We start from the raw sequence: 20,150 nt of genomic DNA, 5'->3' as shown, positions 1-20,150 counted from the left end.
TCCGGCCGAATTTCGTACGACACATAAACACCGCGAGGGAGGAATTGTGATGACCGTGAGTGTCCCCGCGGCGGCCCGGCACCCGCTGTTCGCCGGGCAGTGGCCGAATCGTTAACACCTGTCACCGGTTGGCGGCACGCACAGAGGTCCCATGTCCGTACGACGCCGTTTCACAACCGCTGTTCGGGTGGCGCGACCTCGAATCGCGGCCGTCCTAGAGGGACTTCAGCACCTTGGAGATGGTCCGCCGCGTCTGCTCCGGCGTCTCGGCCTCGACAACCAGCCGATGTGCGGCTTTGTTGTAGACCTCGACCTCGTCGGTCTTGTCCAGGTACAGCGCTCCGCAGAGGTGCTCGAGGTAGACGATGTCCGGCAGTTCCGGCTCGGCGAACCGCAACAGCGTGAAGGGCGTCTCCCCGGCCGACCCGCCGAGTTCGAACGGCAGGATCTGCAGCGAGATGTTCGACATCCTGGTCATCTCGAGCAGGTGCTCCAGCTGCTGGCGCAGCACCTTCGTGCCACCCATCTGGCGGTGGATGCACGCCTCCTCGATCACCGCCCACACGCGCGGCGCCTGCGGCGAGGCGAGCAGCCGCTGGCGCTGCATCCGGAGGTTGACCCTGCGGTCGATCTCCTCCGGCGGGGCGTCCGGCCTGCCGCGCAGCATCACCGCGCGGGCGTACGCCTCGGTCTGCAGCAGGCCGGGGATGAACTGCACCTCGTAGGTCTGGATCCGGGACGCCGACTCCTCGAGACCGACGAAGTCCTGGAACCAGTGCGGCATCAGGTCGTTGTAGCGCTGCCACCAGCCGGGCTGGTTGGACTCGCGGACCAGGCCGAGGAAGATGTCGCGGTCGCTCTGGTCGGTCACGCCGTAGAGCGTCAGCAGGTCGGCGACGTCGCGCTCCTTGAAGCTGACGCGGCCGAGTTCGACGCGGCTGATCTTGGAACCGGAGCCCCTGATCGCGTAGCCGGCGTCCTCGCGGGAGATGCCCTTGGCCTCGCGCAGCCGCCGCAGCTGGCTGCCGAGGACCATCCGGCGCGCGGTGGGACCACTCCCTGCGGGCTCACCCGTGGGCATGGTCACCTCCTGTTCGCCCTGCCCCCTGTGATCTGCGACCACACACTCTAAGACCAAAAGGAACGCAAAGCGCGCACGTCCCCGCTATTCGATCCCGGCACCACCCGGTTGCCACAGGACGTCACCGTCCGGGTTCGCCAGCCGGCACAGGATGAACAGCAGGTCGGAAAGGCGATTGAGGTATTTCGCGGCCAGCACGTTCGTCCGTTCGCCATCAACTTCGATCAACGCCCATGTCGTGCGTTCGGCCCGCCGCGTTACCGTCCTGGCGACGTGCAGGTAGGCCGAGCCGGGCGTGCCGCCGGGCAGGATGAAGGACTCCAGCTTCGGCAGGCGCGAGTTGAGGTCGTCGCACCAGCCCTCCAGCCGCTCGATGTACGGCGGGGTGATCCGCAGCCGCGAGTCGTCCGCCTCGATCGGCGTGCACAGGTCGGAGCCCACGTCGAACATGTCGTTCTGCACCGTGCGCAACACCGTCGCGATCTCCTCGGGCAGGCTGCCCATCGCGATCGCGACACCGATGGCCGAGTTGGCCTCGTCGACGTCGGCGTACGCGGCGAGCCTCGGATCGGTCTTGGGGACCCGGGAGAAGTCGCCGAGCCCGGTCGTGCCGTCGTCGCCGACCCGGGTGTAAATGCGCGTGAGGTGCACAGCCATGGCGAGAACCTTATTCGACACGGGCGCTGCCGGTCAGCACGTGATCCGTCACGCTTTCCCGGGTGTTCACCGGGAATCGGGCCAAAAGCTGGTCCTAATCTTTCGGCTCCCCTAAAGTGATCGGCGTCAACCACCCGATGGGCTATGTTCGATGCTCGGCTGCGCAGGGAGCATTCGACTTTGAGAACACGTGCGAGCGACGGGCCGTCCCTGAGACTGAGCCTGGACATGGATCAATCCGGTCCGATGAAGGTCAAGTCCGCCGCCGAGCAACTGGTGGACCGGCTGATCACAGCGATCGCGCTCGGTGCCCTGCTGCCAGGGCAGAAGCTCCCGCCGGAGCGCGAGTTCGCCGCGCGGCTCAACGTCAGCCGGACCACGCTGCGGGACGCGCTGCACCAACTGGAATCCCTCGGCTACGTGAGCATCACGCGTGGCCGCAGCGGTGGCGTGCGGGTGCACAGCACCTGGGGGCCCGAATCGGGATCGCACATCCGCAGCATGCTGCTGCCCCGCTGGCAGCACTTGACCTGGCTGTTCGACCTGACCAGGTCGCTGCTGCCGATGATCGCGGGGATAGCCGCGCAACGGCGCACCGACGAGCACATCCGCAAGATCTGGGCCGCGGTCGAGGCGTACGAGAAAGCCGTCGACGACCGCGACGAGATGCGGACCGCCGACCACACGCTGCACTCGGCGATCGCCGACGCGACCGGCAACCCCTACTACGTGAGCATCGACTCCCAGCTGAGGATCCAGCTCACGTTCGGCACCGACTCGCTGCCCTACGACACCGACATCCGCCAGCGTGCCCTCGACGACCACCGCGCGATCGCGCACGCCATCGAAGCAGGTGACAGCGCACGCGCGTCGGAGCTGACGTTGCACCACTTCGTGGACTTGGCGGAGAAGCCGATGCTGCGGCTCAGGGAGCGCGTCGAGGCGGCGGGAGCCTCCGAATCCAGTTGACTCGGGCGCGGCCGTACGATTGGCGCCAATCCAAGGATCTTTCTCTCGGGGAGGGTGCGTGTCCGAGCACTTCCGGGTTCACGGCGGCGCGAGACTCGTCGGCGACGTAGATGTCGTCGGTGCCAAGAACAGTGTGCTCAAGCTGATGGCGGCGGCGTTGCTGGCGGAGGGCACGACGACGCTGACCAACTGCCCGCAGATCCTTGACGTGCCGTACATGGCGGACGTCCTGCGCAGCATCGGGTGCGAGGTGAGCGTCGACGGGGCCACGGTCGTCATCACCACCCCGTCCGAGCTCAACCACAAGCCGGACGCGGCCTCCATGGGCAAGCTGCGCGCGTCGGTGTGCGTGCTCGGCCCGCTCGTGGGCCGCTGCCGCCGCGCCGTGGTCGCGCTTCCAGGCGGTGACGCGATCGGCTCCCGACCGCTGGACATGCACCAGAACGGCCTCCGCCAGCTCGGCGCGACCAGTGAGATCGAACACGGCTCGGTCGTGGCCACGGCGGAAGGCCTGCACGGCGCCCAGATCTGGCTCGACTTCCCGAGCATGGGCGCGACCGAGAACATCCTGATGGCCGCGGTCCTCGCGGACGGCACGACGGTGATCGACAACGCGGCGCGCGAGCCGGAGATCGTCGACCTGTGCACGATGCTCCAGCAGATGGGCGCCAAGATCGAAGGCGCCGGCACCTCGACGCTGACGGTGCACGGCGTCGACTCGCTGCAGCCGACCGAGCACCGCGTGATCGGTGACCGGATCGTCGGCGCGACCTGGGCCTTCGCCGCCGCGGTGACCAGGGGAGACCTGACGGTGCGCGGCGTCGACCCGCACCACCTCGACCTGGTGCTGGACAAGCTGCGCACGGCGGGCGCCGAGGTCACGGTGCACGACGACAAGGCGTTCCGCGTGGTGATGGCCGAGCGCCCGAAGTCCGTGGACTTCGTGACGCTGCCGTACCCCGGGTTCGCCACGGACCTGCAGCCGTTCGCGATCGCGCTGTGCGTGGTGTCCGAGGGCACCGCGATGATCACGGAGAACCTCTTCGAAGCCAGGTTCCGGTTCGTCGAGGAGATGATGCGGCTCGGCGCGGACGCCAGGACCGACGGGCACCACGCCGTGATCCGGGGCGTGGAGAAGCTGTCCAGCGCGCCGGTCTGGGCGTCGGACATCCGCGCGGGCGCGGGCCTGGTGCTCGCGGGACTGTGCGCGGACGGCGTGACGGAGGTGTGGGACGTCTTCCACATCGACCGCGGCTACCCGGGCTTCGTGGAGAACCTCGTGCGGCTCGGCGCGAACGTGGAACGCGTCACCGACGCCCCGGAACGGTAGACAGCCGAAGGACAGCATTTCCACAGGCGGCACATAGCCGGGACACAGAGCATGGGTGCCATGACCGACGACCGCACCTATGAAGGCCGCCGCCTGCCCCGGCCCCACGACGAGGTCGTGGACCAAGGGCTCGGCTTCGACATCGGCACACTGCTGAGCCGTCGCCGGGCACTGAGATTCCTCGGCCTCGGCGCAGCCGGAGCAGCACTGGCAGCGTGCACGACGCAACCAAGCGCGGCCCCAGCCGCCACGAGCCCCTCCGCGGGCGAGATCCCGGAGGAAACAGCGGGCCCGTACCCGGGCGACGGCTCGAACGGCCCAGACGTCCTGGACCAAAGTGGAGTGGTGCGCAGCGACATCCGCACCAGCTTCGGCCCGTCGAACGGGACAGCGCAGGGCGTACCGATGACCCTGCAATTGGTGGTAGCGGACCTGGCCGAAGGCGGCACGCCATTCACGGGCGTGGCGGTGTACGTGTGGCAATGCGACCGCGAAGGCCGCTACTCGATGTACTCCGAAGGCGCGCAGAACGAGAACTACCTGCGCGGGGTCCAGATAGCCGACGCGGCGGGCAAGGTGCGCTTCACCACCATCTTCCCAGCCTGCTACCCGGGCAGATGGCCACACATCCACTTCGAGGTCTACCCCGACGAAACGTCGATCACGGACGCGAGCAAGACAATCGCCACATCCCAGGTCGCGTTGCCGCAGAACGCGTGCGAGACCGTGTACGCGCAGCCGGGTTACGAGCGATCCGTACGCACACTCCGAAGCGTGAGCCTCAGCGACGACAACGTCTTCGGCGACTCCGGAGGAGCACAACTCGGCACCGTGACAGGAGACGTGAACACCGGATACACGGTGGCCCTGAACGTGGGCGTGGACACAAGAACGAACTAGAAGATCGCAACAGGGTTGTCAGTAGCCGCGTCGACGCTCATACCCGGCATAGGGGTTGCCCCGGTATCGGGTCTCCACCCAACCGAACCGCGCGACAAGCGCGTCACCAACTCAACGCGGACACCGAAGCGTTCCTCCGCAGCCTCAAGATCCTCCGACGTAATCGCACGGTCAGCGGCCACGGACCGTCAGCCCCAAAGTCGAGCAACACACCCCTGGTCACAACCGCAGCAGCAAACGCCCGCCATGGCGACGCTCCCGCCGACCGGGCGCCCCGGATCCACCTGACCGTCCACCACCATGTGCGCCATCGCATCCAGACGCGTCGACAGCGCGAACGCAGGACTGCCGTGTACAGCATGATCTGCTGCACCGGCGACTCCACAGCAGAAAAAGACCCCTGATGACCGGCGCAGCCAGGTGGGGACAGCGAGCAAGACAGAACGGCCAGCGCACTCACAGACCTCGTCCGTGATCAGGTCCAACGTGCCCAAGTCGTGATCGGCGCCCCCGCCCCCAGTTTCCCAGCAGCTCATGGTCGCGATAAGCACCCGTCTGCCCCGACGCGCAAGTCCAACCAGTGAGCGCGCAGGCGCAGAAAAGGGCTTCGGGCAGGAGCGCCCACGCCGACAAACCAGGAACGAAAAGGACCCCAAAGGCTCCTGCCCAGAGGTCTGCCACCGGCGAGGGACCCTGTTCTCCCACGAGGACCGCCGGAGAGCAGCAACTGGTGATGGCGAGTAGCTCACCTCAGTGGCCGTCCCTCACCAGACAGCCAGGGTCTCCGGGCCGCCAACCTCAGAAACGACTTCGAAGCCCCCCACATCTATACAAACAGTCCCCCAAACCCAACCCGGGGGGCGTCCCTGCTCCAGTCTATCGACGTAACCACTGGTCAGAGAGGTTACCGGCGGGTTGTGGACAACTGGATCCGCCGGAGGGATCATCGGGTCGGTCGTGCTGGGCGGGGGACGCACACAGACGGGTGCTTTCTCGATTTTGTGAGTCAGTCCACGTTATTGGTCGGTTACCGGCCAGTACCGTCAGGGAATCCCCGCGTTACGGAGGTTCCCATGCCGTATCCGACCGACCGCGAGCGTGACCGGCCATGGGTCATGCGGACCTACGCCGGCCACTCGTCGGCGACGGCGTCCAACGCGCTCTACCGCCGTAACCTCGCCAAGGGGCAGACGGGTTTGTCTGTCGCCTTCGACCTGCCCACGCAGACGGGGTATGACCCTGACCACGAGTTGTCACGTGGCGAGGTTGGCAAGGTCGGTGTGCCGATCAGTCACGTGGGGGACATGCGGCAGTTGTTCGACGGCATCCCCCTTGCCGAGGCGAACACCTCCATGACCATCAACTCGACTGCCATGTGGTTGCTCGCGATGTACACCACGGTCGCCGAGGAGCAGGGCGCCGACATCGGCAAGCTGATGGGGACCACGCAGAACGACATCATCAAGGAGTACCTGTCACGCGGGACCTACGTGTTCCCGCCGGGGCCGTCGTTGCGGTTGATCACCGACATGGTCGCGTGGACGGTCACCAACGTCCCCAAGTGGAATCCGATCAACATCTGCAGCTATCACTTGCAGGAGGTCGGCGCCAACCCTGTGCAGGAACTCGCGTACTCCATGTGCACCGCGATCGCTGTCCTCGACGCCGTTCGGGATTCCGGGCAGGTGCCGCAGGAGGAGTTCGGGTCGGTTGTCGCGCGGATGTCGTTCTTCGTCAACGCGGGTGTGCGGTTCGTCGAGGAAATGTGCAAGATGCGCGCGTTCGCCGCGCTCTGGGACGAGATCACGCTCGAGCGTTACGGCGTGCAGAACCCCAAGCACCGTAGGTTCCGGTACGGCGTGCAGGTCAACTCGCTCGGCCTGACCGAGGCGCAGCCGGAGAACAACGTCCAGCGGATCGTGCTGGAGATGCTGGCGGTTTCCCTGTCCCGTAGCGCGCGTGCCCGTGCTATTCAGCTGCCTGCGTGGAATGAGGCGCTCGGGTTGCCTCGACCGTGGGACCAGCAGTGGGCGCTGCGGATGCAGCAGGTTCTCGCTTACGAGACCGACTTGCTGGAGTACGAGGACATCTTCGACGGCTCGCCTGTCATCGAGGCCAAAGTGGACGAGATCCTGCGCGGCGCGCGCGAGGAGATCGACCGGGTGCAGGCCATGGGTGGTGCGGTCGCCGCTGTCGAAAGCGGGTACATGAAGACCCAGCTCGTCGGTTCGCTCGCGTCGCGCCGGGTGCGCATCGAGAACGGCGAGGAGGTCATCGTCGGGGTCAACAAGTTCGACACCACGGAGCCGTCGCCGCTGCAGGCCGAGGGTGCCAAGGCGATCGAGCAGCTCGACCCCGCCGTCGAGAAGGACGCGGTCGCCGCCATCCAGCGGTGGCGCGCGGGCCGCGACCAGACGCAGGTGGAGGAGTCGCTCGAAGCGCTGCGGGCGGCAGCGAAGACTGACGTGAACCTCGTCACGGCGACGCTCACCTGCGTCAAGGCCGGTGTCACGACGGGCGAGTGGGCGGGAGCGCTCCGGGAGGTCTTCGGCGAGTACCGCGCGCCGACCGGTGTCGCCGGTGTTTCCACTGGCGAGGCGGGTGTCGAGCTGGCTCGCGTGCGGGACCGGGTCCAGCGGACCAGCACCGAACTGGGTGAACGGCTGCGCATGCTGGTCGGCAAGCCCGGCCTCGACGGGCACTCCAACGGCGCCGAGCAGGTCGCGGTCCGGGCGCGGGATGTCGGTTTCGAAGTCGTGTATCAGGGTATCAGGCTGACGCCTGACCAGATCGTGGCCGCCGCTGTGCAGGAGGGCGTCCACGTGGTCGGGCTGTCCGTACTGTCCGGATCACATCTGGAAGTGGTCCCCGCGGTGGTGGAGGGCCTGCGGGCGGCTGGAGCCGACGACATCCCGGTGGTCGTCGGCGGTATCGTGCCGCCCGATGACGCCAAAGCGCTGCTGGACAGGGGAATAGCTCGGGTGTTCACTCCGAAGGACTACGAGCTCACTGAGATCATGGCCGGAATCGTCGATCTGGTAAGGGAAACGCGCGGCCTGATCGGCTGAACCACACTCAGTCCACTTCGGATCGTGTTGACCTGGCTGAACAAACCCCCTACGGTCGTCGCGTGGCTTCTCGACGACTGCTGCTGCAGGCTGCCGCGGCCGGGGTGCTCTCACTCGCCCTGCCAGGCTGTACCAGAGTGGATCTGTCCGCAGAGCCGAATGGGGGTTCGCTACTCGATCGGCTCAGACAAAAAGGGGAAGTGCGGATCGGCTTCGCCAACGAAGCGCCGTACAGCTTCATCAACTCCGAGGCCGAGCTCACCGGTGAGGCGGCCGAGGTCGCCAAGGTCGTCTTCGCGCGGCTGGGCGTGCCCAACCTGGTGCCGATCCCGTCGGAGTTCGGTTCGCTGATCGCCGGGCTGAAAGTCGGCCTGTTCGACGTGATCGGCGCGGGCATGTCCATCCTGCCCAAGCGCTGCAAGCAGGTGCTGTTCACCAACCCCGACTTCATCGCGCCCGCCGCGTTCCTCGTGCCCAGGGGCAACCCGAAGGGCATCAGGACTTTCGCCGAGGTGGCGCAGCGGAACCTGAAGATGGGTGTGCTGATCGGCGCGGTGGAGAAGGACTACGCCGTCGCCAACGGCGTGCGGCAGAGCCGGATCACCGCATACCAGAACCAGCCGAGCGGTCTCGAAGCGGTGAACACCGGCAGGGAGGACGCTTTCGCGCTGACGTCGATCTCCCTGCGTGACATCCTCGGCAAGAATCCCGGGGCACCGCTGGAGATCACGACGCCGTTCGTGCCCGAAGTGGACGGCAAGCCGCAGTACTCGTCGGGTGGGTTCGCCTTCCTGCCCGACCAGGCCAACATCGTCGCCGCGTTCAACAAGGAACTGGCCGAGTTGAAGAAATCCGGTGAACTGCTGCGCATCCTGCGGCCGTTCGGCTTCACCGAGGCCGAGATGACCGACCTGACCGCGCAACAGCTCTGCACGGTGCCGGAGGCCTGATGTCGACCGCACAAGTGGGCCTGCTGCTGTACGGGGCGGGGAAGACCATCCTGCTGACGCTCGGCGGGATGGCGCTCGCGCTGCTGATCGCGTTCCCGGTCGGACTGGCCAGGGTCAGCCACAACAAGTTCCTGCGCGCCATAGGCTTCACGTACGTCGAGCTGTTCCGCGGCGCGGCTGTGCTCGTGCTCGCGTTCTGGTTCGTGTACGCGCTGCCGTCGCTCGGCTGGCAGCTCGACCCGACGTTCGCCGGGATCCTCGCGCTGGGCCTGAACATGGGCGCGTACTCCGGTGAGGTCGTCCGTGGCGCGATCCAAGCCGTCCCGGCCGGTCAGGTCGAGGCCGCGACGGCACTGAACTTCAAGCCCTCGCAGGGAATGCGCCGGATCGTGCTGCCGCAGGCGATCCGCGCGATGATCCCGTCCTTCGGCAACAACGTCATCGAGCAGCTCAAGGCGACGGCCGTGGTCGCCGTCGTGTCCATTCCGGAACTGACGTTCAACGGCCAGCTGATCTGGAGCGGCAACGGCCGCGCGGCCGCGGTCTTCGGCGGGCTGCTGATCGGGTACGGCCTGATGGCGTTGATCTTCATGACCGGCGTGCGGCTGCTCGAGCGAAAGGTCGCGTGGACGTGAACTTCGACTGGAACTACGCGCTGGAGATCATGCCGCAGTTGCTCGACGGCCTGCTGACGGCGTTGATCGCGACCGTCGTCGGCTACGCCGCCGCACTGGTCCTCGGGCTGGTGTTCGCGTTGGCGCGGCGCAGCCCGCGCAAGTGGATCAGCGTCCCTGTCGGTTTCCTCGTGGAGTTCATCCGCGGCACACCGCTGCTGATCCAGCTGTTCTTCCTGTTCTTCGTGCTGCCGCAGCTGGGGTTGGCGTTGTCCCCGTTGGCCGCGGGCATCGTCGGCCTCGGGCTGCACTACGCGACGTACACCTCAGAGGTCTACCGCGCCGGAATCGAAGGCGTCCCGGCCGGGCAGTGGGACGCCGCGGTCGCGTTGCACCTGCCGCGCCGCCGGGTGTGGACGGGCGTGATCCTGCCGCAGGCGGTGCCCCGCTCGATCCCCGCGCTGACCAACTACTCCATCGCGCTGTTCAAGGACGTCCCGCAGCTGGTGGCGATCACCGTCGCCGAGCCGTTCACCGTCGGGCGCGGGATCATCGCGGAGACCTTCCGCCCGTTCGAGCCGATCACCATGGCCGGCTTGCTCTATCTGGCAGTCGCGCTCGTCCTGTCCTACCTCGGCAGGATCGTGGAGCGCCGGTACAAGGGGATGGCGACGGCATGAGCTTCATCGACTTCAAGAACGTCAGCAAACGCTTCGGCGACAACGTGGTGCTGGACGGCATGTCCTTCGGCGTGGCCAACGGCGAACGCGTGACGCTGATCGGGCCGAGCGGGTCGGGCAAGACGACGATCCTGCGGATGCTGATGACGCTCACGAAACCGGACTCGGGCACGATCGCGATCGACGACGAGTTCCTGTGGCACGAACGACGCGGCGACGAGCTCGTCCCGGCGAGCGAGGCGCACACCCGCAAGGTCCGCAGCCGCGTGACCATGGTCTTCCAGCAGTTCAACCTGTTCCCGAACATGAAGGTGCTGCGCAACATCACCGAAGCGCCGATCCACGTGCTGGGCAAGCAGAAGGACGAGGCGGACGAGCGCGCCAGGCAACTGCTGGAGATGGTCGGCCTGCAGGACAAGGCGGACCACTACCCGTCGCAGCTGTCGGGTGGCCAGCAGCAGCGCGTGGCCATCGCGCGTGCCCTCGCCGTCGAGCCGGACATCCTCCTGCTCGACGAGGTCACCTCGGCGCTGGACCCGGAGATCGCCGCCGAGGTGCTCGACGTGCTGCGTGACGTCGCCAAGACCAGCGACGTGACCATGCTGCTGGTGACGCACGCGATGCGCTTCGCCCGTGACGTGTCCAACCGGGTGCTGATGTTCAACGAGGGCAAGATCATCGAAGACGCCGCCCCCGAGCAGATGTTCAACGAGCCGCGGCACGAGCGCACCAGGACGTTCCTGCGGTCGGTCTTGGAGGAAGTGTGAACCGGTTACCGCGGTCGAGCCGTGTGTCCCTTGCCTGTTGAGGGAACGGGAAGGCAGGGCAGTGGCTGACGTTCGTACGTTCGGGCTACCGGATCGCATCGAGGGGACCGAGTCGGACCTGCGCGTGGCCGACGAGGTGATCAACGCGTGGCTGGCCGACGGGATGGTCCGGATCACGTGCGACCGGTGGCAGGCGCGCAAACTGGAAGACGCCGTCGACGTGGGAAGGCGGTACTTCGAGCAACCCGTGCACCTGAAATCCCGGTGCGTGAGCGAACTGACCTACGCGGGCTATTCGGCGGCCGGCGCCGCTGAGAAGTTCACCATCTGCCGGGACATCCCGCGTGAGGACGTGCGGGTGGGCGCCGGGTGGCCGTGCCACGGTCCCGTGCCGTGGCCGAGCATCGAGTACCGGCGCACGATGCGGTTGCTGACCGACGAGCTCGGCCGGATCGGCGAGAAGCTCATGCACCTGCTCGGGATCGGCCTGCACCTGCCGGACTTCGAGGCGCTCGCCGCGATGACGGAGGACGGGTGGCACCACATGTTCGTGCAGCGGCTCCCGTCGGGTGCGCACGAACTGAGCTCGCACGGCCTGTTGATGATCACGGTCGAGAACGGCACGCTGACCGTGACGCCCGGTGAGCTGCTGGAGTTCCTGACCAACGGGTACCTCCCGATGACGCCGCTCGAAGCGCAGGTGAACACCAGCAGCGAGCTGGTCATGTCGTACTTCCACGAGCCCGCGTTCGAACTGGGCCTGCGCCCGGTGCTCGAACCCGCGCACGGTCACCTCCACTACGGGACGTACTTCACCGACCTGTTCATGCGGCGGCACCCCGACCGCGCAGCCACCCAGCGGATCAAGGCCGAGGACCGGCTGTCGGTGTTGGCGAGCCTGTCCAAGCGGGCTAGCGTCGGGGCATGACCGACTACGAGCACATCCTGGTCGAAACGGAGCCCGACACCGTCCGGATCACCATGAACCGGGCGGCGAGGCGCAACTCGCTGTCCGAGGACCACCTGGCCGAACTGCTGGACGCCGTGGTGGCCGCGGGTGCGTCGGAGGCGACGGGAATCGTGCTCGCGGGTGCGGGGCCGGTGTTCTCGGCCGGTCATGACTTCGGCGACGTAGCCGCTCGTGACTACCTGGGCGTCCGGGAGTTGCTCGCGTTGTGCACGGAGCTCATGCACACGATCCAGTCGGTGCCCCAGGTCGTCATCGCCCGGGTGCACGGCCTGGCGACGGCGGCGGGATGCCAGCTGGTGGCCTCGTGTGACCTGGCGGTGGCGGCGGAATCGGCGGGCTTCGCGTTGCCCGGCGGCAAGGGCGGCTGGTTCTGCCACACCCCGGCGGTCCCGGTGGCCCGGAGCATCGGCCGCAAACGCCTCATGGAGATGGTGCTGACCGGAGACACGGTCCCAGCCTCGGTGGCGCTGGAGTGGGGCCTGGTCAACCAGGTCGTGCCGGATGCCGAGCTGGACCCCGCCGTGGACGCCCTGCTGGCACGGGCGACAAGGGGCAGCAGGGCCGCGAAAGCCCTCGGCAAGCAGACGATCTACGCCCAGCTCGACCGCCCGGAAGCGGACGCGTACGCGATCGCCCTCGAAGTCATGGCAGCCGCGTCCCAGACCCCCGGCGCCCGGGAGGGGATGGCGGCGTTCCTGGAAAAGCGCAAACCGGAATGGCCCGACTAGGAAAACCCTCGTGAGTGGTTGGTCCGGTTAGAACCGGCGTAAACACTCACGAGGTTTGGCGCTCGTGCATCAGCAACATGGCGTACGCGGCGATCGACTGGGCGTCCGTGACGTCCTGGCGCTGGATCATCGCCTCGAACTGCGTGCGGCTGATCCACGCGGTGAGCATGTCCTGCTCCTCGTGCTCGCGTTCGTGGGGGCCTTCGGTGAGGCCGGTAGCCAGGTAGACGCGGCCGCGTTGGCTGGACAGGCCCGGGGCGACGTCCAGCAGGCCGAGTTCGGTCATCGTGGCCGCGCGCAGGCCGGTTTCTTCACGCAACTCACGCGCGGCCAGCTCCTGCGGCCGCATGTCGGCCATGTCCGGCGCTGTGCCCTGGGGGAACTCCCAGCGGCGCAGGCCGAGCGGGTACCTGAACTGTTCCACCATTTGCAGGCGGTCGCCGTCGAGCGGGATGACGAGGGCGTAGGTCGGTTTGTCCACGACGGCGTAGATGCCGTCCGAACCGTCCTGGCGACGGACCTTGTCCTCGCGGACCGTCATCCACGGGTTCTCGTACACCTGCCGTGTGCCGATCGTCTGCATGCCTACATCGTGTCAGGCTGCGCCGACGTAGATCGCCTTCGCCTTGCCGAAGGTCGGTTCGAAGCTCAGCTGCAGCTCGCCCTGCTTCGCGTCGACCGCGAAGCTCTCCTCGAAGCTGAACGTCTTGCCCGGCAGCACGGTCCCGCCGTCCAGCCCGGTGCCGTCGCACGGGCCGTTGACGTCGATGACGCGCTCGGCTTTCGCGCCGGCGAACTGCGCGTCGAGGCCGAACGACAGTGGACCGACGTCGAACTGCTTGTCCATGCCGTTGACGACCGTCACCTTGACCTTCACGGCGCGCTTCATGTTCTGCGGCATCGCGTACTCACCTGGTTTGCACACCTGTGGCTGGGCGACCTCGATCGCCAGGCCGTCCGGCCAGGTGTACCGCTCGCCCCACGTGGGGGTCTTCGCCGGCGCTGCCGGTGGGGGCGCGACAGCGGCCGAGCCTGAGCCCTGACTCACTGTGCCCTCCTTCGGAGCACACGCGGACAGGAGCAGCACAGCGGCGGCGACGGCGGCAACAACACGCATGGAAATTCCCCTCGATCGAGTGACTCCCGTCGATCGTGTCGGGCGCGACCACACGCAAGTTGCACACTCCGTTACCCTGCCCCGGTGCGTCTAGTGATAGCTCGGTGCCAGGTTGACTACGTCGGACGGCTGACTGCGCATCTGCCGATGGCCATGCGGTTGCTGATGGTCAAGGCGGATGGTTCGGTGCTCGTGCACTCCGATGGCGGTTCCTACAAACCGCTGAACTGGATGAGCCCGCCGTGCTGGCTGACCGAGGAGGAAGGCCTCTGGACCGTCCAGAACAAGGGCGGCGAGAAGCTGATCATCACCATCGAGGAAGTCCAGCACGACTCCAAGCACGAACTCGGCATCGATCCCGGCCTGATCAAGGACGGTGTCGAGGCTCACCTTCAGGAACTGCTCGCCGAGCACGTCACCACCCTCGGCGACGGCTGGACGCTCGTGCGCCGCGAGTACCCGACCGCGATCGGCCCGGTCGACCTGATGTGCCGGGACGGCGGGGGCGCGTCGGTCGCGGTGGAGATCAAACGCCGTGGCGAGATCGACGGCGTGGAGCAGTTGACGAGGTATCTGGAGCTGCTCAACCGCGACCCGTTGCTGGCGCCGGTGAAGGGCGTGTTCGCCGCTCAGCAGATCAAGCCGCAGGCGCGGACTCTGGCCGAGGACCGCGGCATCCGTTGCGTCGTGCTCGACTATGACGCGTTGCGCGGCATGGAGTCCGACGAGTTCCGTCTGTTTTAACCGTCTGGTCGATCACCCTCGGTGTTTGTTCTGCCACAATAAAGGGTACCCGTAACCACCACCGACTTCGTCAAGCGCGACCCTGCCCGACGTTCGCGCCGTGAGGAGGGTGATCAGTGGCAAGAGGAATCGACATCTACCGCTACCAGACGGTCACCGACTGGAACGCTGTCCGGAATTCCGGTGTGCAGTTCGTGTGGGTGAAGCTGTCCGACGGGTTCGGTCCGGCGATCGTGCGCGGCGACCGGCACGTCGGCGGAGCCAAGTCCGTCGGGATCCCGGTCGGTGGCTACCACTTCGCGCAGAAGGGTGACCCGCCCCGCCAGGCGCACGTGTTCCTCGGTGAGCTGAACCGCTTGGGGGCCTTCGGAATCGTTCCCGCGCTGGACATCGAGAACACCGGTGTGTCATGGGGCGGGCAGGAAGCGCACGATTTCTCCGTCGCTTTCCTGTCTGAGCTGCGCAGGTACGTTCCCCGTGCCGCGTTGTACGCCAACACGGCCGAGCTGCGTGCGATGCGTGCCGCCGAGATCGTCGCCAAGGTGCCTGGCACGGTCGTCTGGGAAGCCAATTACGGGAGCAACAACGGGCAACAGCATGCGTTGCCGCCGAACGCGTGGGCCCCGCACCGGGCCGCCCACCAGTTCACGAGTGCGGGCCGTGTCCCCGGGATCATCGAGAACACCGACATCAACGAGTCCTTCATCGACCTGAGTATGGAGTCCGAGATGGAATGGAACGACGTTGAGACACACGGCCGCACCGGCCTGACCATGCCGGTCGGCGACTTCATCGGGGAGATCAAGAACGACACGAGCGTGCTGCTGACCGAGATCCGCAAGCTGACGGCCGGGATCAACGGCGAGTTCAGCGAGCAGGACGCGGCGCTGGCGAGCGCGGTCGCGGCGATCCGCAACGGGGACGGCACGCCGTCCGACGAACAGGTCGACGCCCTCGTGCAGCACATCTGCGCCACGGTCGGGTCCGAACTCGCCGCCGAGATAGGACGCCGCCTGTCGTCCCAGAGCTAGGGTTGCTACGTCACCGTGGCCGAGGTGGACCTTCAGGCAGGGAGTTTGCTCCACGCTTCGCTGGCGACAGCCTGCGCAGCCGCGCAGGCTGTCGCCGGGGTGGTGGGGGCCATGCGGACCACGACCTGGGCCATCTCACGGCCGGTGCCGTGTTTCAGCTCGGCGACGCACAACGTGCGGCCGGGAATGTCGACTGGATAGACACCGGTTTGTTTGCCCGCAATGGTTTCGTACCGCACTCCAGGGGCCGTTGACGGTGTGCCGAGTACGAACCGCAGCGTCAGCGACGGCACCATCGCCTGGCCCCAGCGGCATTGGTGACGGCCGGGGTAGCTGATCACCTCACCCGCCGGTAGTGAGGGAATCTGTGCCAGGGAAACGGTCACGGCGTTGCACGCGTCGAACGAGCCCAATGAGGACGGCGGGTACGTCAGGTGTTCGACCTTGCGGGAGATCAGGTTCTCGGCGATCGTCGTCGTTGTCTTCTCGGTGATGGAGCACAGCTGCGGCACTGTTTTTCCCGGGGTGTCGACGGTGTCCGCTGACGCGATGAGCGATACGTTGTCGCTGAACAATATGTATCGGGCGCAACGGTCCTTCGCCGGGTTCTCCTCGAAGATCCGGAGCCGGCCGACCGGTTCGACCTCCTTGGCTTCCAGGTTCCCGCGCACCCTTTCCAGCAGTCCGAATCGGACCGCCACGACACCGCCGTCGACGGACAACTTCAGCCGGCAGTAGTCGTAGGCTTCCTGCTCCGGTCGTTGTGCCGGGCCGAACTGGGACAACGACGACGGCTCGACGAGGCTGCACGGGTCGAGCGTGGTGGCGTTGCCGATCAGGCCTGTCGAACTGGTGCCGGCCTGTTCCGCCTGCGCCGACTCGGGATCGGGTAACGCCTCACCGCCGACCGCGCTCGTACACCCTGCCACGAAGAACCCCGCGATGAGCAAAGCCCATCGTGACCGAGTCAAGCGCGTCCCGTCCCTTCACTCGTCGAAGCCCCGGGCCACGAGGTCGTCGACCCGGCGAACGGCTTCGGCCGCGTCGGGACCGGTCGCCGAGACCGACACCGTGTCACCGCCGTGCGCGCCCAGCCCCATCAGGGCGAGCACACTCGCCGCGTTGGCTTGCTTCTCGCCGAATCGTACGGTCACTTCGGCGTCGAGTTCGGCAACAGTTCGGGCAAGAAGTGCGGCTGGCCGGGCATGCAGCCCGACGTCGTTCGTCAGTGTGAATTCGGTGCCGGTTTCCGTGCCGGTGGCGGCATCCGGTGCGACCGCGCCGGCCGCCACAGCGGCGCGGCTGACCGTGTCGAGATCGCCACCGCCCTGCGCGGCCACCGCTGCCGCCACAGCGCCTTCGACGAAGGGTGCGTCCACGACGACCGCCCGCGACGGGTCGCCGAGCATCTCCACGGCGAGTTCGGCGGTCATCTTGGCGCTGCCGAGGTCGTAGAGCAGCGCCACGCCGTCGCCGGATTCGGCGCGGTCGACGGCCGCCGACACCGCGTCGAAGTCCGTGCCGAGTGTGCCGTCCGCGAGCCCGCCCGCAGGCAGGATCCGCACGTCCGGGGCCATCTGACCGGCCAGTTCGGCGAGTCCTTCGGCCAGCCGGGCGCTGTGCGAGACCAGGACGAGCCCGATCACGACGCCGCTTCCGCGAAAGCCCGCAGCAGCAACGCGGTCGACCGCGCCCCGGGATCCATGTGCCCGGCGCTGCGTTCACCGAGGTACGAAGCACGCCCCTTGCGGGCGACGAGCGGAACGGTGTCCCGCGCGCCCTGGTCGGCGGCGTCGGCCGCGGCCCTGAGCACGTCGGCGACCGACCCCGGCGCGGCACGTGCCGCGGCGACGGCGGGCGTCAGGGCGTCGACCATCGTCTTGTCCCCGGGTTCGGCTTTTCCACGCGCCACGACGCCTTCCAGCGCCGCTTCCAGTGCGTCCACAACAGACCCGGGAGTCACGGCCACCGCTGTCCCGAGCTTCGCGGCCGCGCGCAGGAAAGCCGTGCCGTACAACGGACCGGCCGCGCCGCCAACGGTCGAGATCAAGGTGCTCGCGACCACCTTGAGCACGGCTCCCGGCGTGTCGCCAGCGGCATCCAGTTTGGACACGACGGCCGTGAAGCCGCGTTTGAGGTTCTCGCCGTGGTCGGCGTCGCCGATCTCACGGTCCAGGTTGACCAGTTCGTCCCTGTGCGCGTCGACCACCGCGGCGGCCGAGCGGATCGCGGCGATCACACCGGCCGCGTCGCACCCCATCAGACACCCCACCGCAGCGCCGCGGTCCGGACCGGCGCGTCCCACCAGCGCAGCATCTCGTCGTCCACCTTCAGCACCGTGAGGCTCATGCCCTGCATTTCCAGGCTCGTCACGTACGGCCCGACCAGTCTGCGCTCGACCGTGATGCCACGCGCGGCGAGCAGCCGCTCGGCGATGCCGTGCGCCAGGTAGAGCTCGACCAGCGGGGTGCCGCCCATCGAGTTGGTGAACAGCAGCACCCGGTCTCCCGAGCTGAACGGCAGGTCCTCCAGGATCGGGTCGAGCAGGGTCGCCACCAGTTGGTCCGCGGGCTGGTGCGAGACGCGGCGCCTGCCGGGCTCGCCGTGGATCCCGATGCCGATCTCGATCTCGTCGTCCGCCAGCACGAAGCTGGGTTCGCCGGCGTGCGGCACCGTGCACGCGGTGAGCGCGACGCCCATGGACCGCACCGAGGCGATCACGCGGCGCGCCAGCGCCTCGCACTCGTCCAGGTTGTACCCGTCCTCGGCGGCCCCGCCGACGATCTTCTCCAGCAGCGCTGTGCCGCCGACGCCACGCCGTCCGGCGGTGTACAGGGAGTCCTTGACGGCGACGTCGTCGTCGATCACGACTGTGCGCACGTCGATGCCGTCGGCCGAGGCGAACTCCGCGGCGGTCTCGAAGTTCAGCACGTCACCGGTGTAGTTCTTGACGATCAGCAGCACGCCCGCGCCGCCGTCCACGTGCTGCACAGCGGCCTGCACCTGGTCGGGCGTGGGCGAGGTGAACACCGCGCCGGGGGCGGCGGCGTCGAGCATCCCGGGGCCGACGAACCCGCCGTGCATCGGTTCGTGCCCGGCACCGCCGCCGGAGATGATCGCGACCTTGCCGGTGACGGGCGCGTCCGCGCGGTACACCACAGCGGGGTCGGTTCGGACTCTCAGGATGTCGCCGTGTGCCGCGGCCAGGCCGCGCAGCGACTCCTCGACCACGGCCGACGGGTCATTGATGATCTTCTTCACTTCCGGGCCTCCCGACGCTGGTGGGCACCAGCCTTCCTACCCGATGCCCCGGCGGCGCGAAAGTGGAAGGATCAAGCCTTGGCCAGTTTGGCGGAGACGTAGCCCGCCGCGCCCTTGGCGAACGTGCACGGGTCGATGCCCGGGGTGGGATCGACGGGTTCGAAAGCGACGCTCACGTTCTCGGTGAAGTTGGCTTCCAACGCCCGGTGCGCCCACTCGACCTGGCACTTGTTCGGCGCCACCTCGGGTTTGTAGACGTACGCGTCCTTCTTGTCCGGCAGCGCGAACTTGGTCGGGTTGTTCGACTTGGTGGTGGTCGCGGGGTCGCGGCCCATCGAGTACTGGACCGCGATGTACGCCGACTTGGTCACGAACCGGCAGTACCGGATGTCGGACGGCTGTTTCTTCGCCCCGTCGCCAAGGACCTGGGTGATGTCCTTGTCCTCCATCGCCGCGCACGGGTCGAGACCGACCAGGCTGCCCTTGGTCTCCGGGTACTTGGCCTTGCCCTCGGCGATCTGCTTCACCACGCTTTCGAGCACCTTGGTCGCCGCCGGGCACGGGTCGGCCGAGTCCGCGCCGGCCTGCGCGATGATGCCCAGTTCCGGATCGCGGGTGACGATCGCGGTCTGCAGGCAGGAGGTGCTCGTGCGCGTCTCGTAGACGCCGAGACCGGCGAGGGTCTTCGAGGTCTGCTTCGGCGCGCCGATCAGGTCGTCGCCCAGCTTGATCGCCAGCCGGAACTCCGAGACGTCGTGCCTGCACTCGGAGTAGCCGTTGCGGTCCGGCAGGTCGCTCGGCTTCTTGCCGATCGAGCTGATCAGCTCGTCGGTGTACAGCGCGCAGGGGTCGACCGTGCGCAGCCCGTCCAGCGTGAACGAGCCCGTCGCTTTCACCGTCCGTCTGTTCGAGACGGACTTGCCCTGGTCAGTCGGGCCGGCACAACCGGCGACAGCCAGCACCACGACCGCAACGGTCCAGACACGAGCGCTTCGAAACACACGTGCACGGTAGCGACCCCCGCCGCGTCGCGTGCACGGAACACCTCATTTCGCTCCGTCGGGTACCCGCAGCGGCCTGGCCAGGGCCCATGTCGCCATCAACGCCGTGAACACGAGCATGCCCACGCCAACCCACAGGTTGACGTTGAAACCGCCGGTCTTCAGACGGTCCTCATCGGTCTCGAAGCCCAGCCCGAGTATGAGCAGGACCACGCCGTACACCCCGAACAGCACCACGATGATCCACCGCAGGTCGAACAGACTGCCCCGAGTCGCCACGGG

The 20,150-nt window shown here is 67.4% G+C and carries 22 protein-coding genes; 12 read left to right on the top strand and 10 right to left on the bottom strand.

Annotated features, from left to right (window positions below):
• Positions 1–214: 214 nt before the first annotated feature.
• Positions 215–1,081 carry a helix-turn-helix domain-containing protein gene (locus tag AOZ06_RS46270; RefSeq protein WP_054297421.1) on the bottom strand — a complete coding sequence of 289 codons (867 nt, stop codon included), beginning with the start codon at positions 1,079–1,081 and terminating at the stop codon, positions 215–217.
• Positions 1,082–1,165: 84 nt separating this feature from the next.
• Complete coding sequence (locus AOZ06_RS46265) at positions 1,166–1,738, bottom strand: cob(I)yrinic acid a,c-diamide adenosyltransferase (protein WP_054295180.1); 573 nt, start codon at positions 1,736–1,738, stop codon at positions 1,166–1,168.
• A 228-nt stretch (positions 1,739–1,966) separates the two neighbouring features.
• On the opposite strand from AOZ06_RS46265, the gene AOZ06_RS46260 reads away from it, so the two are divergent.
• The 10 genes from AOZ06_RS46260 to AOZ06_RS46215 all read left to right on the top strand — a co-directional run bounded on the left by AOZ06_RS46260 (position 1,967) and on the right by AOZ06_RS46215 (position 12,714).
• Positions 1,967–2,707: a FadR/GntR family transcriptional regulator gene (locus tag AOZ06_RS46260; protein ID WP_169799077.1), complete on the top strand. Its 741-nt coding sequence runs from the start codon at positions 1,967–1,969 to the stop codon at positions 2,705–2,707.
• 58 nt (positions 2,708–2,765) lie between these two features.
• Positions 2,766–4,037, top strand: a complete 1,272-nt coding sequence (gene murA / locus AOZ06_RS46255; RefSeq protein WP_054295178.1) for a UDP-N-acetylglucosamine 1-carboxyvinyltransferase — start codon at positions 2,766–2,768, stop codon at positions 4,035–4,037.
• A 60-nt stretch (positions 4,038–4,097) separates the two neighbouring features.
• Entirely contained in the window at positions 4,098–4,937 is an 840-nt protein-coding gene (locus AOZ06_RS46250; protein WP_083472885.1) for an intradiol ring-cleavage dioxygenase, read from the top strand.
• Positions 4,938–6,010: 1,073 nt separating this feature from the next.
• Complete coding sequence (locus AOZ06_RS46245; RefSeq protein WP_054295176.1) at positions 6,011–8,005, top strand: protein meaA; 1,995 nt, start codon at positions 6,011–6,013, stop codon at positions 8,003–8,005.
• A gap of 62 nt (positions 8,006–8,067) precedes the next feature.
• A complete protein-coding gene (gene ehuB / locus AOZ06_RS46240) occupies positions 8,068–8,955 on the top strand; it encodes an ectoine/hydroxyectoine ABC transporter substrate-binding protein EhuB (protein ID WP_157233613.1) in 888 nt (295 codons plus the stop codon).
• Positions 8,955–9,590: an ectoine/hydroxyectoine ABC transporter permease subunit EhuC gene (ehuC, locus tag AOZ06_RS46235; protein ID WP_054295174.1), complete on the top strand. Its 636-nt coding sequence runs from the start codon at positions 8,955–8,957 to the stop codon at positions 9,588–9,590. Before ehuB ends, ehuC begins: the two co-directional genes overlap by 1 nt.
• A complete protein-coding gene (ehuD, locus tag AOZ06_RS46230) occupies positions 9,587–10,249 on the top strand; it encodes an ectoine/hydroxyectoine ABC transporter permease subunit EhuD (protein ID WP_179950786.1) in 663 nt (220 codons plus the stop codon). The genes ehuC and ehuD overlap by 4 nt, the downstream gene beginning before the upstream one ends.
• A complete protein-coding gene (ehuA, locus tag AOZ06_RS46225; RefSeq protein ID WP_054295172.1) occupies positions 10,246–11,016 on the top strand; it encodes an ectoine/hydroxyectoine ABC transporter ATP-binding protein EhuA in 771 nt (256 codons plus the stop codon). Before ehuD ends, ehuA begins: the two co-directional genes overlap by 4 nt.
• Before the next feature lie 61 nt (positions 11,017–11,077).
• Positions 11,078–11,944 (top strand): isopenicillin N synthase family oxygenase, encoded by an 867-nt coding sequence (locus AOZ06_RS46220; protein ID WP_054295171.1) that lies wholly within the window; start codon positions 11,078–11,080, stop codon positions 11,942–11,944.
• Positions 11,941–12,714: an enoyl-CoA hydratase-related protein gene (locus AOZ06_RS46215; protein ID WP_054295170.1), complete on the top strand. Its 774-nt coding sequence runs from the start codon at positions 11,941–11,943 to the stop codon at positions 12,712–12,714. Before AOZ06_RS46220 ends, AOZ06_RS46215 begins: the two co-directional genes overlap by 4 nt.
• Before the next feature lie 46 nt (positions 12,715–12,760).
• On the opposite strand, the gene AOZ06_RS46210 is transcribed toward AOZ06_RS46215, so the two are convergent.
• Together AOZ06_RS46210 and AOZ06_RS46205 are read right to left on the bottom strand one after the other, a co-directional pair.
• The gene (locus AOZ06_RS46210; RefSeq protein WP_054295169.1) at positions 12,761–13,297 is read right to left on the bottom strand and encodes an NUDIX domain-containing protein; all 537 of its coding nucleotides are present in this window, start codon (positions 13,295–13,297) and stop codon (positions 12,761–12,763) included.
• Positions 13,298–13,309: 12 nt separating this feature from the next.
• Positions 13,310–13,831, bottom strand: a complete 522-nt coding sequence (locus AOZ06_RS46205) for a DUF4352 domain-containing protein (protein WP_054295168.1) — start codon at positions 13,829–13,831, stop codon at positions 13,310–13,312.
• 84 nt (positions 13,832–13,915) lie between these two features.
• Between AOZ06_RS46205 and nucS the strand changes: the two genes are divergently transcribed.
• Complete coding sequence (gene nucS / locus AOZ06_RS46200; RefSeq protein WP_054295167.1) at positions 13,916–14,575, top strand: endonuclease NucS; 660 nt, start codon at positions 13,916–13,918, stop codon at positions 14,573–14,575.
• Between the two features lie 116 nt (positions 14,576–14,691).
• On the top strand, positions 14,692–15,606 hold the full coding sequence (locus AOZ06_RS46195) for a glycoside hydrolase family 25 protein (protein WP_054295166.1): 915 nt from the start codon (positions 14,692–14,694) through the stop codon (positions 15,604–15,606).
• Positions 15,607–15,638: 32 nt separating this feature from the next.
• Here the strand turns inward: AOZ06_RS46195 and AOZ06_RS46190 are convergent, their stop codons facing one another.
• From AOZ06_RS46190 to AOZ06_RS46165, 6 genes are all read right to left on the bottom strand, one after another.
• A complete protein-coding gene (locus AOZ06_RS46190) occupies positions 15,639–16,577 on the bottom strand; it encodes a DUF3558 domain-containing protein (RefSeq protein WP_157233612.1) in 939 nt (312 codons plus the stop codon).
• 15 nt (positions 16,578–16,592) lie between these two features.
• Entirely contained in the window at positions 16,593–17,252 is a 660-nt protein-coding gene (gene dhaM / locus AOZ06_RS46185) for a dihydroxyacetone kinase phosphoryl donor subunit DhaM (RefSeq protein ID WP_054295164.1), read from the bottom strand.
• Complete coding sequence (gene dhaL, locus AOZ06_RS46180) at positions 17,249–17,866, bottom strand: dihydroxyacetone kinase subunit DhaL (protein WP_054297420.1); 618 nt, start codon at positions 17,864–17,866, stop codon at positions 17,249–17,251. The genes dhaM and dhaL overlap by 4 nt, the downstream gene beginning before the upstream one ends.
• Positions 17,866–18,867: a dihydroxyacetone kinase subunit DhaK gene (gene dhaK / locus AOZ06_RS46175; protein ID WP_054295163.1), complete on the bottom strand. Its 1,002-nt coding sequence runs from the start codon at positions 18,865–18,867 to the stop codon at positions 17,866–17,868. The genes dhaL and dhaK overlap by 1 nt, the downstream gene beginning before the upstream one ends.
• A 71-nt stretch (positions 18,868–18,938) precedes the next feature.
• Entirely contained in the window at positions 18,939–19,868 is a 930-nt protein-coding gene (locus AOZ06_RS46170; RefSeq protein WP_157233611.1) for a hypothetical protein, read from the bottom strand.
• A 45-nt stretch (positions 19,869–19,913) separates the two neighbouring features.
• The gene (locus tag AOZ06_RS46165) at positions 19,914–20,147 is read right to left on the bottom strand and encodes a hypothetical protein (RefSeq protein ID WP_054295161.1); all 234 of its coding nucleotides are present in this window, start codon (positions 20,145–20,147) and stop codon (positions 19,914–19,916) included.
• Positions 20,148–20,150 lie beyond the last annotated feature (3 nt).

This window comes from Kibdelosporangium phytohabitans (genome assembly GCF_001302585.1).
GTDB classification, from domain to species: Bacteria; Actinomycetota; Actinomycetes; order Mycobacteriales; family Pseudonocardiaceae; genus Kibdelosporangium; species Kibdelosporangium phytohabitans.
This window is presented reverse-complemented; position numbering and strand designations above follow the sequence as displayed.